This is a genomic window from Vulcanococcus sp. CPBay_Sum15L08_68 (assembly GCF_017855895.1).
Classification (GTDB): domain Bacteria; phylum Cyanobacteriota; class Cyanobacteriia; order PCC-6307; family Cyanobiaceae; genus Vulcanococcus.
This window is the reverse complement of sequence record NZ_JAFMFX010000001.1, coordinates 40190-55426: the sequence shown is the minus strand read 5'-3', so window position 1 is coordinate 55426 and position 15237 is coordinate 40190. Positions and strand designations below refer to the sequence as shown.

The 15237-nt window shown below is 64.3% G+C and carries 18 protein-coding genes; 12 read left to right on the top strand and 6 right to left on the bottom strand.

Annotated features, from left to right (window positions below):
- Positions 1-45 precede the first annotated feature (45 nt).
- Both dnaG and QZ189_RS00285 read left to right on the top strand, forming a co-directional pair.
- On the top strand, positions 46-2142 hold the full coding sequence (gene dnaG / locus QZ189_RS00290) for a DNA primase (protein WP_296417667.1): 2097 nt from the start codon (positions 46-48) through the stop codon (positions 2140-2142).
- A 102-nt stretch (positions 2143-2244) separates the two neighbouring features.
- On the top strand, positions 2245-2517 hold the full coding sequence (locus QZ189_RS00285) for a hypothetical protein (RefSeq protein ID WP_296415851.1): 273 nt from the start codon (positions 2245-2247) through the stop codon (positions 2515-2517).
- Between the two features lie 4 nt (positions 2518-2521).
- On the opposite strand, the gene QZ189_RS00280 is transcribed toward QZ189_RS00285, so the two are convergent.
- Positions 2522-3799 carry a Y-family DNA polymerase gene (locus QZ189_RS00280; protein WP_296417670.1) on the bottom strand — a complete coding sequence of 426 codons (1278 nt, stop codon included), beginning with the start codon at positions 3797-3799 and terminating at the stop codon, positions 2522-2524.
- Positions 3792-4238: a translesion error-prone DNA polymerase V autoproteolytic subunit gene (gene umuD / locus QZ189_RS00275; RefSeq protein ID WP_296415849.1), complete on the bottom strand. Its 447-nt coding sequence runs from the start codon at positions 4236-4238 to the stop codon at positions 3792-3794. The genes QZ189_RS00280 and umuD overlap by 8 nt, the downstream gene beginning before the upstream one ends.
- Positions 4239-4347: 109 nt before the next feature.
- Here umuD and QZ189_RS00270 point away from each other — a divergent pair, with 109 nt between their 5' ends.
- On the top strand, positions 4348-5487 hold the full coding sequence (locus tag QZ189_RS00270; protein WP_296420491.1) for a choloylglycine hydrolase family protein: 1140 nt from the start codon (positions 4348-4350) through the stop codon (positions 5485-5487).
- Positions 5488-5503: 16 nt separating this feature from the next.
- Here the strand turns inward: QZ189_RS00270 and QZ189_RS00265 are convergent, their stop codons facing one another.
- Together QZ189_RS00265 and QZ189_RS00260 are read right to left on the bottom strand one after the other, a co-directional pair.
- Positions 5504-5941: a hypothetical protein gene (locus QZ189_RS00265; RefSeq protein ID WP_296417672.1), complete on the bottom strand. Its 438-nt coding sequence runs from the start codon at positions 5939-5941 to the stop codon at positions 5504-5506.
- Entirely contained in the window at positions 5941-6423 is a 483-nt protein-coding gene (locus QZ189_RS00260) for a pentapeptide repeat-containing protein (protein WP_296415846.1), read from the bottom strand. Before QZ189_RS00260 ends, QZ189_RS00265 begins: the two co-directional genes overlap by 1 nt.
- A 137-nt stretch (positions 6424-6560) precedes the next feature.
- Here QZ189_RS00260 and QZ189_RS00255 point away from each other — a divergent pair, with 137 nt between their 5' ends.
- The 9 genes from QZ189_RS00255 (at position 6561) to QZ189_RS00215 (ending at position 13149) form a co-directional block, all read left to right on the top strand.
- Positions 6561-6800 carry a hypothetical protein gene (locus tag QZ189_RS00255; protein WP_296415845.1) on the top strand — a complete coding sequence of 80 codons (240 nt, stop codon included), beginning with the start codon at positions 6561-6563 and terminating at the stop codon, positions 6798-6800.
- 13 nt (positions 6801-6813) lie between these two features.
- Positions 6814-7185: a YraN family protein gene (locus tag QZ189_RS00250; RefSeq protein WP_363155073.1), complete on the top strand. Its 372-nt coding sequence runs from the start codon at positions 6814-6816 to the stop codon at positions 7183-7185.
- Positions 7186-7223: 38 nt separating this feature from the next.
- Positions 7224-8060 (top strand): 16S rRNA (adenine(1518)-N(6)/adenine(1519)-N(6))-dimethyltransferase RsmA, encoded by an 837-nt coding sequence (gene rsmA / locus QZ189_RS00245; protein ID WP_296420488.1) that lies wholly within the window; start codon positions 7224-7226, stop codon positions 8058-8060.
- The gene (gene ispE, locus QZ189_RS00240) at positions 8053-8985 is read left to right on the top strand and encodes a 4-(cytidine 5'-diphospho)-2-C-methyl-D-erythritol kinase (RefSeq protein ID WP_296420486.1); all 933 of its coding nucleotides are present in this window, start codon (positions 8053-8055) and stop codon (positions 8983-8985) included. Before rsmA ends, ispE begins: the two co-directional genes overlap by 8 nt.
- A gap of 21 nt (positions 8986-9006) precedes the next feature.
- Positions 9007-9339, top strand: coding sequence for a DUF3082 domain-containing protein (locus QZ189_RS00235; RefSeq protein WP_296415842.1), 333 nt, complete (start codon positions 9007-9009; stop codon positions 9337-9339).
- 172 nt (positions 9340-9511) lie between these two features.
- Positions 9512-10495 carry a pyruvate dehydrogenase complex E1 component subunit beta gene (locus QZ189_RS00230; protein WP_010316850.1) on the top strand — a complete coding sequence of 328 codons (984 nt, stop codon included), beginning with the start codon at positions 9512-9514 and terminating at the stop codon, positions 10493-10495.
- 1 nt (position 10496) lies between these two features.
- Positions 10497-11978: a protein translocase subunit SecD gene (secD, locus tag QZ189_RS00225; protein ID WP_296415841.1), complete on the top strand. Its 1482-nt coding sequence runs from the start codon at positions 10497-10499 to the stop codon at positions 11976-11978.
- Positions 11978-12955, top strand: coding sequence for a protein translocase subunit SecF (gene secF, locus QZ189_RS00220; RefSeq protein ID WP_247478262.1), 978 nt, complete (start codon positions 11978-11980; stop codon positions 12953-12955). The genes secD and secF overlap by 1 nt, the downstream gene beginning before the upstream one ends.
- 41 nt (positions 12956-12996) lie before the next feature.
- Complete coding sequence (locus tag QZ189_RS00215) at positions 12997-13149, top strand: hypothetical protein (protein WP_232197291.1); 153 nt, start codon at positions 12997-12999, stop codon at positions 13147-13149.
- Between the two features lie 2 nt (positions 13150-13151).
- Here the strand turns inward: QZ189_RS00215 and QZ189_RS00210 are convergent, their stop codons facing one another.
- Positions 13152-14153 carry an AI-2E family transporter gene (locus QZ189_RS00210; protein WP_010316859.1) on the bottom strand — a complete coding sequence of 334 codons (1002 nt, stop codon included), beginning with the start codon at positions 14151-14153 and terminating at the stop codon, positions 13152-13154.
- Positions 14153-15208, bottom strand: coding sequence for an AI-2E family transporter (locus tag QZ189_RS00205; protein ID WP_296415840.1), 1056 nt, complete (start codon positions 15206-15208; stop codon positions 14153-14155). Before QZ189_RS00205 ends, QZ189_RS00210 begins: the two co-directional genes overlap by 1 nt.
- Between the last annotated feature and the right edge of the window lie 29 nt (positions 15209-15237).

Sequence of the window (15237 nt, the reverse complement as noted above, 5' to 3'; positions counted from 1 at the left end):
CACAGGCCAGCCCTGCCATCCTGGAGCGTCACTTGCGCCCGGAGCGTGTCAGTCCCTCGCCTCCATCCCCGCACGATCGAGGCCGTTAAAGAGCGCGCTGACATCGTCGATGTGGTGGGCGAGCACGTTGTGCTCAAAAAGAAGGGCAGGGAATTCGTCGGGGTTTGCCCCTTCCACGACGACAAATCACCGTCGATGACGGTGTCACCGGCCAAGCAGTTCTACTACTGCTTCTCCTGTGGCGCCGGCGGCAACTCGATCAAGTTTTTGATGGAGTTGCAGCGTCAGAGCTTCAGTGACGTCGTCCTGGAGTTGGCGCGCAAGTACCAGCTTCCCGTGGAGACCCTGGAGGGTCCTCAGCAGGAACGACTGCGGCAGCAGCTCTCGCGCCGGGATCAACTCCACAAGGCCCTCTCCCTGGCCGCTGGATGGTTCCGCTCACAATTGCGCGCTCCGGAGGGCGCCGCGGCCCTTGACTACCTCAAGACCAGCCGTGGTCTTGATGAGGCCACCCTTGAGGCCTTTGGTCTGGGCTATGCCCCGGAGCGATGGGATGGTCTGCTGAGCCATCTCCAACAGGTGGAGGGACTCAGTCCTGAGCTATTGGAGGCGGCCGGGCTGGTGGTGCCACGCCGCGGCGGGGATGGCTTCTATGACCGCTTCCGCCATCGGGTGATGGTTCCGATCGCGGATCGCCAGGGCCGAATCATTGGCTTTGGTGGCCGCAGCCTCGATGGCGGTGAGCCGAAGTACCTGAACTCTCCGGAGACGGAGGTGTTTGAGAAGGGCAAACACCTCTTTGGCCTCGATAAGGCTGTCAATGCGATCCGCAAGGCCGATCGCGCGGTCGTGGTGGAGGGCTATTTCGATGTCATCGCCCTCCATGCCGCGGGCATCACCAATGCGGTTGCGGCCCTCGGGACAGCCCTGAGCAATCAGCAGATCACCCAGCTCTGTCGCTGCTGCGACGGCAAACGGCTGATCCTGAACTTTGATGCCGATGGCGCTGGTGTCCGGGCCGCCCAGCGCGCCATTGGCGAGGTGGAGCAGTTGGCCCTGCAGGGGCAGCTGGAGTTGCGGGTTCTCCACCTGCCGAGCGGCAAGGACCCCGATGAATTCCTCAAGCAGCACGGCGCAGGGGACTACCGCTCCCTGCTGGATCAATCCCCCCTCTGGCTCGATTGGCAGATCGACCAGGTCCTGCACGGCTGCGACCTCAGCAAGGCCGACCAGTTCCAAAAGGCGGTCACGGATCTGGTGGCGCTGCTGGGCAAGCTGCCCGCCAGCGCCGTTCGCTCCCGCTACCTCCAGCAGGTGGCCGAGCGCCTCAGTGGTGGCCAGGCGCGGCTCGCTCTGCAGTTGGAGGACGACCTGCGCCAGCAGGTCAAAGGTCAGCGCTGGCATGGGCGCTCCCGCCGCTGGGAGCAGCCCGGTGAGGCGGGCCTGCGGGAGCGGGCCGAGGCCGAGGTCCTGCGCCTCTATCTCCACTGCCCGGCCTATCGCGGTCCGATCCGCGCTGAGTTGCGCCGCCGCGAGCTCGATGACTTCGCCATCGCCCATCACCGTCAGCTCTGGGCGGTGATCAGCTCCCTCGAGGAAGACAACCTCGGTGTTGGCCGGCTGGAGGCGATCAACCGTGGCAGTGAGGCCGGTTCCGATCTCGCGGACCTCGATCTGCCGCGGTTACTGAGCGATCAGCTGCTCTTGGCGGATGATCCCGACTCAGGACTGCCAACGGAATTGCTCGCCCGCCTGACTCCCCTGCTGGAGCCCAGCGACGTTCAGCGACTCGCCCTCAGCAACCCACCCTTGCAATTGCGTGGTGCCACGGCAGCCCTCGAGCGGCAGCGCAGCGTCAAACGCTGTCGTCACCTTCTGGATGCCTGGAGCAGTCAACGACTGGAGACCCTCGAGCGCTGTATCGCCCGTCTGCTCGATGACAGCCAGCAGCCGGATCCTGTTCCCCAGGGCGCCAGCCAGGACATGGAGGCCCGCATTGAGGCCATGTTCGCTGAACTCAACAGCGATGCCCTGCGCTTTCAGGACCTCTATTACAACGAGCGCAAACACATCGATCACCTCGATTCCCAGCGTCGCGCCAGTTTTGAGGACGTGATCGTCCAGGACGCCCAACCGGCCTAGGGCCGCCTGTTCTTTCCCTACAGCTCTGCCATTTCCGCTTCAGCGCTGCTATCACCAATCTGAACCGTTCCGGCTCTTCCCCTGACTGACGCCCGTTTGCTCGTGACACGCGCTGCTGGTGTGGCCGTTTTGAGCGGCAGCACCCTGCTTTTTGCTGCGCCTGCTTCGGCGCAAAACATGGTCGTTCAGATCATTCAGAACCAGTGCGCCAGGGCGATGAATGCGGACTTCAAGGCCGCTGGCAAATCCCCGCCGCCGGGCATGGTTCAAGACACCTGCAACTGTGTGGCCCAACGCATCGAGCAGCGCGATTCCATTGAGGAGGCCAAAGCCTTCTGTGTGAAGCAGAGCACCGCCAAATACGGCGCCGTTTGACGGCCTAGCGAGCCCAGACGGTGGGCAGGTCGCTGAGTCGCGTGGTGGCGGCCCTGGAGAGCTGTTCCCGTCGCATCAGCCAAGCCGGCTGCAGGCCGCAGGCGGCCCATTGCACCGTTCCGCGGCCATGGCGGCGATTGAGCCGATCGATGCTGGCCATGAGCGCCTCCCGCCGCTGTTGCTCGGCGCCACTGAGCGGTTGCAGCAGGTGGTGTTGCAACTGCGCCTCGGGCTGCAGCTCCTGCAGCAAAATTCCCGCCTTGGCGAAGCGCTTGTAGGGCCGGTAGAGGCTGGAGATCATCTGGCTGGCGGCCCGCAGTAGAACCCCGGTGTCGTTGCTGGCGAGGGGCAGGCTGACGCTGGCGGCCTGGCTGTAGAAGCCTGGGGCAAAGGGACTGGTTCGTGCGAAGACCGTGAGCCGTCCGGCCCGTTGCCGTTGCCGCCTCAACTTCTCGGCGCCGCGGCTGACATAACTGGCGATGGCCTGGCGCAGTTCCTCTTCGGTGGTGACGGGCCGGCTGAAGCTGCGGCTGACGCAGGTTTCCTGTTTGTCCGCTGGTTGCTGCTCCAGCGGCAGGCAGCTGATGCCCTGCAGTTCCAATTGCAGGCGCAGACCCACCACCCCGGCTTTGGCCCGCAGTTCTCCGCTGGGCATGTCCCTGAGTTGCTGCGCCGTGCTGACACCCCGTAGCCGGCACCAGCGGCTCAGGCGTCGGCCGACCCCCCAGATCTCCTCCACCGGGGTTTGCTCCAGCCAGGCGGTGGTCTCCTCGGGTGGACTGAGGTCAAAGACACCAGCGTGTTGCCGTTCTCCCTTGGCGATGTGGTTCGCCACTTTCGCCAGCACCTTGCTGTTGGCCAGGCCGATGGCAATGGGCAGCCCCAGGTTGTGGCGGATCCGGCTGCGCAGGGCACTGGCCCAGGGAAGGAGGTCACCGCTTTTGGGCCTCGGCAGACGAACGAAGGCCTCATCGATCGAGTACACCTCCAGCTCGGCGACGAAGGGCTCCAGGCTGCTCATCAGCCGTTGGCTCATGTCGCCGTAGAGGGCGTAGTTGGAACTGCGCACGACCACGCCGTGCTGTTCCAGTTGCTCCGCGATCTGGAAGTAGGGCTTGCCCATGCCAATGCCGAGTTGCCGGGCCTCGCTGCTGCGGGAGACCACGCAGCCGTCGTTGTTGGAGAGCACCACGACGGGGCGCCCCAGGAGCGCGGGATCGAAGGCCTGCTCACAGCTGGCATAGAAGTTGTTGGCATCGATCAGCCCGAGGGCGTCAGCCATGGGTGGCGAGGCTGTGAATGGCGTGGATGGCGACACCCCAGATCTGCACATCGCCGCAGTGGTGCAGCTCCAAGGGGGGGTAGGCGCTGTTGGCGGCTTCGAGCCGCAGCCGCCCTTGGTGGCGGGCCAGGCGCTTCAAGGTGAAGGCGCCGTCGAGCACGGCCACCACGACATGGCCCGGTCGGGCCTCGAGGCTGCGGTCCACCACCAGCAGGTCGCCGTGCTGGATCCCGGCCTCGACCATCGAATCACCGCTCACCCGCAGAAAAAAGGTGCTGCTGGGGTGCCGGATCAGGGTCTCGTTCAGGTCGATGCCGACATCGATGTAGTCGTCGGCGGGGCTGGGGAAGCCGGCGGCCACGGTGCTGCTGGCCAAGGGAAGCGGCCGCCGCGGGCGCTCGTCCCGCAGCCCGCCGATCAGAACAACAGGGACCGACACGCACGCACCCGACACACCCCTGCAGGATAGTTCAGGTGTACCACTGGGGTCGATGTTGCCGTCTCCGTCCGGGATGGTCAGGGTGGTGGTTGTGCCTGTCCCTGGATCGATGGAGCGATGGATTCGCCGCCTGCGCCGGCCGGCTCACTCGCTCGTCGCCGCTCTGGCGGCTGCGGGACTGGGCGGGCTGACGGCTTCGCCTCTGCGGGCGTGCACCAGCTTTGTGCTGCGCGGATCCGATGGCGGTCGGGTCTATGCGCGCACGATGGAATTCGGCCAGCCGCTCAACAGCCAGGCCGTGCTGATTCAGCGGGGTACGCCACTGCGGGGCAATGGCCCCGATGGAGGGCAGGGCAATGGTCTGGCCTGGACCAGCCGCTACGCCGTGGTGGGCCTGAATGCCCTGGGACTCAAGGATGTCGTCCCCGATGGGATGAATGAAAAGGGCCTCGCCGGCGGACTGCTGTATTTCGCGGGCTACGCCAAGTTTCAAACGGTCCCGCCGGGGCAGACCCAGCGCTCAATCAACAGCGCGCAGCTGCTGACCTATGTGCTGACGAACTTCGCGAGCATCGCGGAGGTCAAGCGCGGCTTGCCCAAGATTTTGGTGAACGGCGCCAGCGTCCCGGCTTTCGGTGGACCGCTGCCGATTCACATGACCCTGCACGATCGCAGCGGCCAGAGCCTTTCGGTGGAATACATCGACGGGGCGCTCAACCTGATGGACAACCCCACGGGCACCTATACCAACGATCCGCCCTTCCCGTATCACCTGGCGGCAGCAGGGAACTACGCCAATTTGAGCGCGATGCCACCGCCGGAGATGCGCATCAACGGCTTGGCCTTGCCCCCGGCCAGTACGGGCGCAGGTCTGCATGGCCTACCCGGAGATTTTCTGGCGACCTCCCGCTTCATCCGGGCCCTGACACTGAGTCGTTTCGCGCCCACCAACCTGAGCAGCCAGCAGCAGGTGGGGACGGCCTTCCGAATTCTGGGTCAGTTTGATTTGCCGCCGGGAAGCGTGCAGTTACCGCCCGGGGGCGCCTTTGGGGGCGCCGGTGCCACGAGCACCTATGAGATCACCGAGTGGAGTGTTGCCGCTGATCAGCAGAACCTCGTCTATTACATCCAGACCTACGACAATCCAGATCTGCGCAGCCTTCGCTTTGATCGCCTGCCCTTGGATGGGGGAACGATTCAGGTGATGGCTTTGGATCAGCGCCCTCAGATCACTGAGCTCCGTCCCTGAGTCCCAGGGGTTGGTCTCAGCTCTCCTCGTCCCCTTCCAGCAGAAACTGCTGGAAGGCCACATAGAGATCCTGTTCTTCGCTGTTGGCGGGGCGCCGGCGCTGCTGATTGGGCCGGAGTTCCTGGGGTTTGCCCTGGGCTTGCAGGCCACCAGGGCTGCGGTTGGTTTGGCCTTGTAGGGATTGCAGCTGCTCCCGTTGGGCGGCTTGCCGTTTGCGCTCTTGATCGGCTTCCGCCTGGCGCAGGCGATCCATCAGATGGGGGGGGACCGTCCCGTCTTGGCTGGCCTTCATCAATTCCCCGAATAGCGCCTGGGGATCGGTCTCGGTCTCAACGCGATGGCGTTTGGCGGAGGCCCGCTTCGGCTCGACGCTGGTCTCGGGTTTGGGAAGGGGCTTGGGGAGGGAGCGGCCGAGTTCTTGCAGGCGCTCCAGGCTGCGGGCATCGAAGCTCATCAGCTGCACTCAAGGGTGTCTTTGGTGACGCGACCGGTCACGGGGTTCGTGCCGCTGGCACTGGCGCAGAGGGTTTTCAGGACATCACCGCGGAAGGGCACGTTGGTGAAGTCCGCCCCATCGATCAGGACGTCCTTGAAGCGGGTGTTGAAGGCAAAGGCGTTCTCAAGGACCGCATTGCGCAGGTCCGTTCCCTCGAGGACGGCCGAGTCGAGGGTGGCGTCGCTGAGGTCCGCTCCGGCGAGGTTGGCGTCCTGGAGCTTGGCGCCGTAGAGGCTGGCGCCGCGCAGGTCGGCCCCGTGGAAGTCCGCTTCCCGCAGGTTCGTCAGATTGAAGGTCGCGCCATGCAGGTCGACTCCGGCGAAGTCGTGGCCGATCAACACCTGCTTGGCGTAGTCCATCGCCGCCTGTGCGGGTTGCGCCACAAGGAGGATCAGCGCAAGCAGCGCTGAGGACAGCAGGGACCGGAAGAAGCGACGCATGGAGGAGAGCCGGTGCCTGGCAACCCTAGGCAGGCTGTTTGGGTGGGGACGGTTGGTTGTTCTCCTAACCTCACGACCCTCTCGTTTTTGGTTCACTGAGCGGAACGGGTCGAGCGATCGACCGCCAGTGCAGGCCCATGGGCAACCCGATCGACCGCGATACGTTTTTGGCCCGGGCCAGGGCGCGCTTCGGGGAGCGCTACGACTACAGCGGCATCCAATACAGAAGTTTTAAGTCGCCGATCAAGATCCGCTGCCGGGAGCATCCGGTCCGTCAGATCTCGATCACGCCCGAGCGTCACCTGGTGACCACGGGCGGCTGCAAGTACTGCCTGCGGCAGCTGCGCGGTCAGCTGCCATCCGCAGGGGAATCCTGAGGGGCAGTGCTGGCTGCAGGCGATCGGACGTTCTCCTTCACAACGGCAGGGCCACTGGGCTGAGCAGCGGGCGCTGCGGCTGCTGCAGGCCGCTGGCTGGCGCTTGCTTGAGCAGCGCTGGTGTTGCCGTTGGGGTGAGCTCGATTTGCTGCTCCACAAACCTGGGCGCCTGCTGCTGGTGGAGGTCAAGGGCCGATCCCGCTCGGGTCCGGACGCCTGGGGGATGGCGGCCCTGAAGCGGCCCAAGCGGTTGCGGCTGGAGAGCAGCTTGATGCTCTGGTTGCAGCGGCATCCGCAGTATCAGGACTGCCACTGGGAATGGATCTGTGCCTTGGTCCCACTGCCCCCAAGCCGCCGGCCTGTGCGTTGGTTGCCTTGGCGCTGAGTGAAGCAATGTGGACGTAGGCCTGCGCCCGTCCTCTGATGTCCTTCGCGGCCCATCGCGCCCGCAAACGTTTTGGCCAGCACTGGCTGAAGGACCAGTCCGTGCTCGATCGGATTCTTCAGGCCGCTGCGTTGACCGCCGCTGACACGGTCCTCGAGGTGGGCCCGGGTCGAGGAGCCCTCACCGAGCGGCTCTTGGAGTCCTCCGCCCGCGCGGTCTGCGCCGTTGAGCTGGACCGTGATCTGGTGTCGGGCCTGCAGGAGCGCTTTGGTGCGAATCCGCGCTTCTCGTTGACCGAAGGGGATGTGTTGGCGGTGGAGCTGCCGGAGGCCACCGCCGTGGTCGCCAACATTCCGTACAACATCACAGGGCCCCTGTTGGAGCGCCTGGTCGGACGTCTTGATCGCCCAGCGCTGCAGCCCTATCGCCGTTTGGTGCTGTTGGTGCAGCAGGAGGTGGGTGAGCGGATTCGGGCCCGTCCCGGCAGTAGTGCCTATTCCGCCCTGAGTGTGCGGATGCAGCTCTTGGCGCGCTGCAGCACGGTCTGTCCTGTGCCCCCTCGCTGCTTCCAACCGCCGCCGAAGGTCATGAGTGAGGTGGTGGCCCTGGATCCCTTAGCGCTCGAGCAGCGACTGGATCCAGCCCTGGCCAAAACGGTGGAGATGCTGCTGCGACGCTGTTTCGCTGCCCGCCGCAAGATGCTGCGCAACACCCTCTCGGGCCTGGTGGAGGCTGAGCAGTTGCAGAGCCTGACCGAGGCCGCGGAGATCGGTCTGCAGCAGCGTCCCCAGGAGGTGGCACCAGAGCGTTGGGTGAGCCTGGCGGCGGGCTTGAATCGGCTCATCCCGGACTCGACGCAATCTCGCCATGGCTGAGCTGCAGGTCAGCGCCCCCGCCAAGATCAACCTGCATCTCGAGGTGCTGGGCCTTCGCCCTGACGGCTTTCACGAGCTGGCGATGGTGATGCAGACCCTGGATTTGGCCGACACGATCAGCCTCATCCCGACGGCTGATGGAGCGGTGAGCCTGCGCTGTGATCGCTCGGACCTGCCGACCGATGGCAACAACCTGATCGTCAAGGCGGCTGAGTTGCTGAAGCAGCGGGTGGGGCTGCCCGAGCTCGGTGTGGCAATGCACCTGACCAAACGCATCCCCATTGGGGCAGGGCTGGCGGGGGGCTCGAGCAATGGTGCGGCGGCTCTGGTGGGTCTGAACACGCTTTGGGGCTGTGGGTTCAGCGCTGAGCAGCTCTTGGCGATGGCCGCTGAGCTCGGCTCGGACATGCCGTTCTGCCTGGATGGCGGCACCCAGCTGTGCTTTGGCCGGGGCGAGGTTCTGGAGTCCGCAGGCCTGCCGGAGCCCCCTGCACTGGGGGTGCTGCTGATCAAGCATCCAGAGTCCAGCGTCTCCACCCCCTGGGCCTACAGGCAGTGCCGGGAGCAATTTGGAGCGGACTACCTCTCGACTGAGGCCGACTTTGAGCAGCGGCGCCAGGCCCTACGTGAGGCAGCGTTGTTGCAGGGATTGAGCGGCGGAGCGCCCCTGCCGGCGATCCGCAATGACCTCCAGAGGGTGGTGGAGCCGGAGGTGGCGAGCGTTCGGGAGGGATTGTCGATCCTGCGGCGGGCTGAGGCGGCCGCTGCGGTGGCCATGAGCGGCTCAGGGCCAAGCCTGTTCGCCTTGTTCGTCGACCGGGACGCCGCCGAAGCGGCGCAGCAGCAGTTGGCCGCTCCCCTGGCAGCCGCTGGCTTTGAGTCCTGGGTGTGCCGCTGCACGGGCTCTGGTGCCACGCTGGTCTGAACGCAGCACCATCCACCCCGCGTGAGTGAGACCCAAAGCGACAGCAAAGACCTCGCCAGCGCCAAGCAGAAACCGCGCAAGGGGCCGATCAGCTTCTTGAGCGGCTCCCTGACGAGCTTTGGCTTCGGCTGGCTTGCGCTGCAATTGGCCGGGAAGGTGGTGGGCTACTACGCCGACCATCCGCCCCAGTACGAGGCCCGCTTTGCCCAGAGCATTGCGGTCTTTATGAAGACCCTGGTGGTGGGGATGACCTTTCTGGCCACCTTCACCTTTGCCTTCATTGGATTGGGCCTGTTCCTGACATTTATCCGCAGCCTCTTACCGGGCTGGGAACAGGCGGAAGAAACCCCCTAGCCTTCGGCCACGGGCAGCCTGACGACGACATGACCGGCCACGACCTACAGCTGCTGGTGCTGCTCCTCTCACCCGGAATGCTGTTGTCAGTGTTGTTGTTGCTGACCTTCGCCGCAGGCGGTTGAGATAGGTTGGCCCCACCCCGGTCCAGTGCCGGACCCGCTTTTCAACCGTGGCAGAGACCCTTCTCTTCAACGCCCTGCGTGAGGCCATCGACGAAGAGATGGCGCGTGATCCCCATGTCTGCGTGATGGGGGAAGACGTCGGTCAGTACGGCGGTTCCTACAAGGTCACGAAGGATCTCTACGACAAGTACGGCGAACTGCGGGTCCTGGACACCCCGATTGCTGAGAACGCCTTCACGGGCATGGCCGTTGGTGCGGCGATGACGGGCCTTCGCCCGATCGTTGAGGGCATGAACATGGGCTTCCTGCTGCTCGCCTTCAACCAGATCTCCAACAACATGGGGATGCTCCGCTACACCAGCGGTGGCAACTTCACGATTCCCACCGTGGTGCGCGGCCCTGGTGGTGTGGGCCGTCAGCTGGGCGCGGAGCACAGCCAGCGTCTCGAGGCCTATTTCCACGCGGTTCCCGGCATCAAGATCGTTGCCGTCAGCACCCCGACGAATGCCAAGGGCCTGATGAAGGCGGCGATTCGCGACAACAACCCCGTGCTCTTCTTCGAGCACGTGTTGCTCTACAACCTCTCTGAGGACATCCCCGAGGGCGACTACACCTGCGCCCTGGACCAGGCCGATCTGGTCAAGGAAGGAAGCGATGTCACGATCCTCACCTACTCCCGCATGCGTCACCACTGCCTGAAGGCCGTGGAACAGCTGGAGAAGGAGGGTGTGAGCGTGGAGCTGATCGACCTGATCAGCCTGAAGCCCTTCGACATGGAGACGATCTCCCGCTCCATCCGCAAGACCCACAAGGTCCTGGTGGTTGAGGAGTGCATGAAGACCGGCGGCATTGGCGCCGAGTTGATCGCCTTGATCACCGAGCACTGCTTTGACGACCTGGACGCCCGCCCGATCCGTCTCTCCTCCCAGGACATCCCCACGCCCTACAACGGCACCCTGGAAAACCTGACCATCATTCAGCCGCATCAGATCGTTGAAGCGGCCAAAGCCCTCAAGGCTGGCCAGGTCTGAAATGGCACGTCAACAGGGGTGGTTTGCCCTGATCTTGGCCCTGGCCTTCGCAGCCGGGGCTGTTCTTGCTTCGTTCCCACTGCAGTTGGGTCTCGACCTGCGCGGGGGCAGTCAACTGACCCTTCAAGTCCTGCCGGCTGGTGCGATTCAGCGCGTGCAGAGCGAGCAACTGGAGGCCGTTAAGGACGTCCTGGACCGGCGCATCAATGGCCTGGGGGTGAGTGAATCCACCCTTCAGACCATTGGCGACGATCAACTCCTGCTGCAGCTGCCGGGTGAACAGGACCCCAGCCGTGCCGCCAAGGTCTTGGGCACCACGGCCCTTCTGGAGTTCCGCGCGCAGAAGCCAGGCACTGAACAGCAGATGAGCGGCCTGCTCAAGCTCAAGCGCCAGGCCCAAGCGGTTCTCAACCTGCGCCGCTCCAAGGATCAAGGTCAAACCCAAGCGGTCGACCTTGATGCCGATGGCCTGGCACAGCTCCTCAAGGACGCCGGCGTCAGTGCCCCTGCCGGCAGCACGGAGACCGAGCAGCTGGAGTTGTTGCTGGCGGCGGTCAACACCAAGATCGTCGACCTCTACGAGCCGGCCGCCCTCACCGGTAAGGACCTCACGGGTGCCGGGCGTCAGCAGAACCAGGCCGGCAGCGCCTGGGATGTCACCTTGAGTTTCAACACCGAGGGGGGCCGTAAGTTCGCCCAACTCACCCAGAGCATTGCCGGTAGCGGACGCCTCCTTGGCATCGTTCTCGACGGCCGCTCCATCAGCGAAGCGAGTGTGGGGCCGGAGTTCAAACCCGCCGGCATCAGCGGCGGTGCCGCAAGCATCACGGGCAACTTCAGCGCCGAAGAGGCCCGCGACCTGGAGGTTCAGCTCCGCGGTGGCTCACTGCCCTTGCCGGTGGAGGTGATCGAGCAGCGCACCATTGGCGCCACTCTCGGTAGCGAGAACGTCCAACGCAGCCTTCAGGCTGCCCTGCTGGGCTTGGCCTTGGTCGCCGTCTTCATGGTCGTCGTCTACCGCTTGCCCGGCGTTGTGGCCGTGGTTGCTCTGGCGCTCTATGCCCTGTTCAACCTGGCCATGTATGCCCTGATCCCCGTCACCTTGACCCTGCCAGGGATCGCAGGCTTCATCCTCTCGATCGGGATCGCTGTCGACGCGAACGTTCTGATTTTTGAGCGGGTCAAAGAGGAGTTGCGACGCGGGAACACCCTGATCCGCTCGATTGATGCGGGTTTCTCGCTGGCCTTCTCATCCATCCTTGATGGCCACATCACCGGTTTGATTAGCTGCGTGGCGCTCTTTGCGCTTGGCACTGGCTTGGTGAAGGGCTTTGCCGTCACCTTGGGCATCGGCTTGGTGCTCAGCCTGTTCACGGCTTTGACCTGCACCCGCACCCTGCTGCGTCTCTTGATGGGGTATCCCGCCCTGCGCCGCTCCAGCTACTTCTTGCCCCAGTCCCAGCTGCCAGCCCAGGCCTCCTGATGTCCGATTCCTCGACCTCCGTGGCCGCCACCGCGCCCCGCTTTCGCATCAGCCGCATCCGCCGCCAGGGCTGGCTTGCTTCTGGTTTGGCTGTCCTGCTCAGTCTGGTGGGGATGGCCTTGTGTTGGAGCAACCCCCGCATCGCCGCTCCCTTGAAGCCCGGTTTGGATTTCACCGGTGGAACCCAGGTGGAGATTCAGCGCAGCTGCAGCGGAGCGGACTGTGCGGGACTCAAAGCCGCTGAGGTGCGTCAGCAGTTGCGCATGCTCACGCTGCCGGAGGTCGGTGGTCAAGCGGCTCCCCAGCTGGTCAATGCTGGAGTGCAGGTGCTCGACCGCGGTCGTTCGGTGGATCTGCGCCTGCCGGACCTTGAGCCCGAGCAGACCCGGGCCCTGATCGAAGGTTTGGCCCCGGTGATTGGCACGGTGAATCCCCAACAGGTTGCGATCAACACCATTGGACCCACCCTTGGCTCCCAGCTGCTCAAAGGAAGCCTGATTTCCCTGTTGGTCAGCTTTGCTGCGATCGCGCTCTACATCAGCTTTCGCTACGACGGGGTGTTTGCAGGCTTGGCCCTGCTCTGCCTGGCCCACGACATCGTCATTACTTGCGGGGTCTTCGCCTGGTTGGGACTGATCAGCGGCATTGAGGTCAATTCCCTGTTTGCCGTGGCGTTGATCACCGTCGCGGGTTATTCGGTCAATGACACGGTGGTTGTCTTCGACCGCATTCGCGAGCAAAAAAGGGCTCTTCAGGGCATGAGCTTGCAGGAACAGGTTGATGTGGCGGTGGATGCCACCTTGACCCGCTCGCTCTACACGTCCTTCACCACCCTGCTGCCGTTGGTCTCGTTGCTGCTCTTTGGCGGCAGCAGCTTGTTCTGGTTCGCCGTGGCCCTGACCGTTGGCATTGGCGTTGGCAGCTGGTCCAGCATCGGTATTGCACCCACACTCTTGCCCGTTCTCTCGCGTCGATGACGCGATCCAGGCGGTTCTCTGTGCCATGGGCCCCGGTGGCGTTGGCACTCCTTGCCCTCTGGGATCTGCGCGCTGAGCTTCAGCTCCTAGCCGAGCACTTCACCTGGATCAGCTTGTTGATGATTCCCCGCTATCACTTGCTTGCGGTCACGGTCTTGATCTTGACCCCGAGCTTGATCCGCCAGCGGCGATAGCCCTAGGTCCACCGGTCCATGACCTGCTCCACCAGCACCCGTTGAGAGAAGACCTGGAGGACGACGACAAGCGGTAGGGCCAGCAGTACACCGGGTAGGCCCAGCAGTGCCCCCAGGCTGAGCTGCGCCATCAGCGCGACGGTGGGCAGCAGATTGACCGTTCGACTCAGGAGCAGGGGCGTGAGTAGGAACGCCTCGCCGTTCTGCAGCACCAGGCGAAGCACGATCACCTGAACGGCCAGGGTCGGCGAGATCAACAGCGACACAGCCACCGGTAGCAGGCTCGCCAGGGTGGGGCCGATGGTGGGCACAAAGGTCAGAAGGCCGCAGATCAGTCCGCTCAACAGGGCCAAGGGGACCTTCAAGGCGGCCAGGCCGGCCCAGGTCAGGAGGAACACCACCGAGGCCGAGAGCGTCATTCCCGCCAGCCAGCCCCCGAGGGCTTGGCGGCTTTCTGTCAGGAGGTTCTGCACCAGCGGCCGGCTGTGGGCTGGCGTCAAGGCCAACACCAGGCGTTGGTGACTGCGCGGATCGAGGACCAACAGGATCGCCAGCAGCCCCATCAACAGCAGCAGCACGGTGCCGCTGGCCGCTCCCCCGGCGAACCCAATCAGTTGGGCTCCAATGGGTTGCAACTTGTCGAGTGTGATCAGATCGGCGAGTCGACCTTCCAGACCCTCCAGGACGCTGACACCGCCCAGCAATTCCGAAAGGCGTGCAATCAGCGCCGGCACCAGCTGGGTCAACTGGTTGAGCTGCTCGAGCAATTCAGGCAGGAGTAAGTCCGTGAGTTGCCAGCTCAGAAGAGCCAGCACCATCAGCACCAGCAGGAGTGCCAGTGGCCGGCTGAGCCTCAGGCCTCGGCGCAACCAGCTCACGGGCACGTCGAGGGCGACAGCGAGGACGACGGCACCGAAGAGCACCATCAGGACCCAGCGCAGTTCCCAGGCCAAGAGCCCAAGAACCACAAGGGACAGCAGCAACAGCAAACTGCGTGGTGTCATCAGCGCTCAGCCATCGGGAGTTCCCAGCCGTTCAGAACGTCTTGGATCAGCACCTCGCGAACCAGGACCTGGAGGCAGACCGCCAGTGGCAGCGCCAACAGCAGTCCCAAGGGACCAAAGATCACCGTGAAGAAGAATTGGGCAATCAAGGTCAATCCAGGCAGCAACTTCACCTGGTGATGCATCACCGAAGGGGTGATCAGGTAGCTCTCGATGTGCTGAATCACCACATAAAGCAGCAGCACCAGCAGCGCTTTGACCGGTGAATCGAGCAACGCCACGGACATTGGAAAGACCGTGCTCAAGGTCGGTCCGATGTTGGGAATGATGTTCAGCAGGCCAGCCAATAGCGCGTTGGCGGCCACCAGCTTCACCCCCAGTAGTGACAGGCCGATGGCGGCCAAGACGCCGACGCAGAGCGAGCTGATCAGCACGCCGGCCATCCAACTGCTGAGGGCCTCACCGCAGAGCGTGAGAACGTCCCGGAAGCGTCGCCGATAAAACGATGGGACCAGCAGGATCGCGATTTCCCGGTAGGCCTGGGGTTGGATCGCCACCATCAGGCTGACAGCGACCACAAACAGCAGCTCCACAAGCCCGCTGCCCAGGTTCCCTGCAATCCCAAGCAGCTTCAGGAACCCCTCGGTCGGGTCAAGGCTGCCGGACCCCTGGCTGAGCCAGCTCTTCTGCAACCACTGCAGCGCCTCGCGGCCATAGAGCATCTGACTGCTCTGATCCAGGGTGCGGCGTAGCAGCTGCATCGCCAACTGCAGGGCTGCTGGAAGCTGCCGCAGCAGTTCTTGGAACTGGGCAACAAACGGTGGGACCACGACGGCGGTGGTCAGCACCACCACCACAAGCAAGCCCCCCAGGCTGATGAAGAGCGCCAGCGGACGGTTGCAGCGCAAGCGCTCTTGGGTCACACCCACCAGGGTGCAGATCGCCATGGCGAGCACCACGGCAGCAAAGACGAGGACGAGGACCTCCCGCAGGGACCACAGCAGCACCAGCGCCGCTGCTGTGGCAATCAATCCGAGCCACTGGCCGAATCGCAAAGGGGGAGGCCAACTCGTGTTGTTTTAGC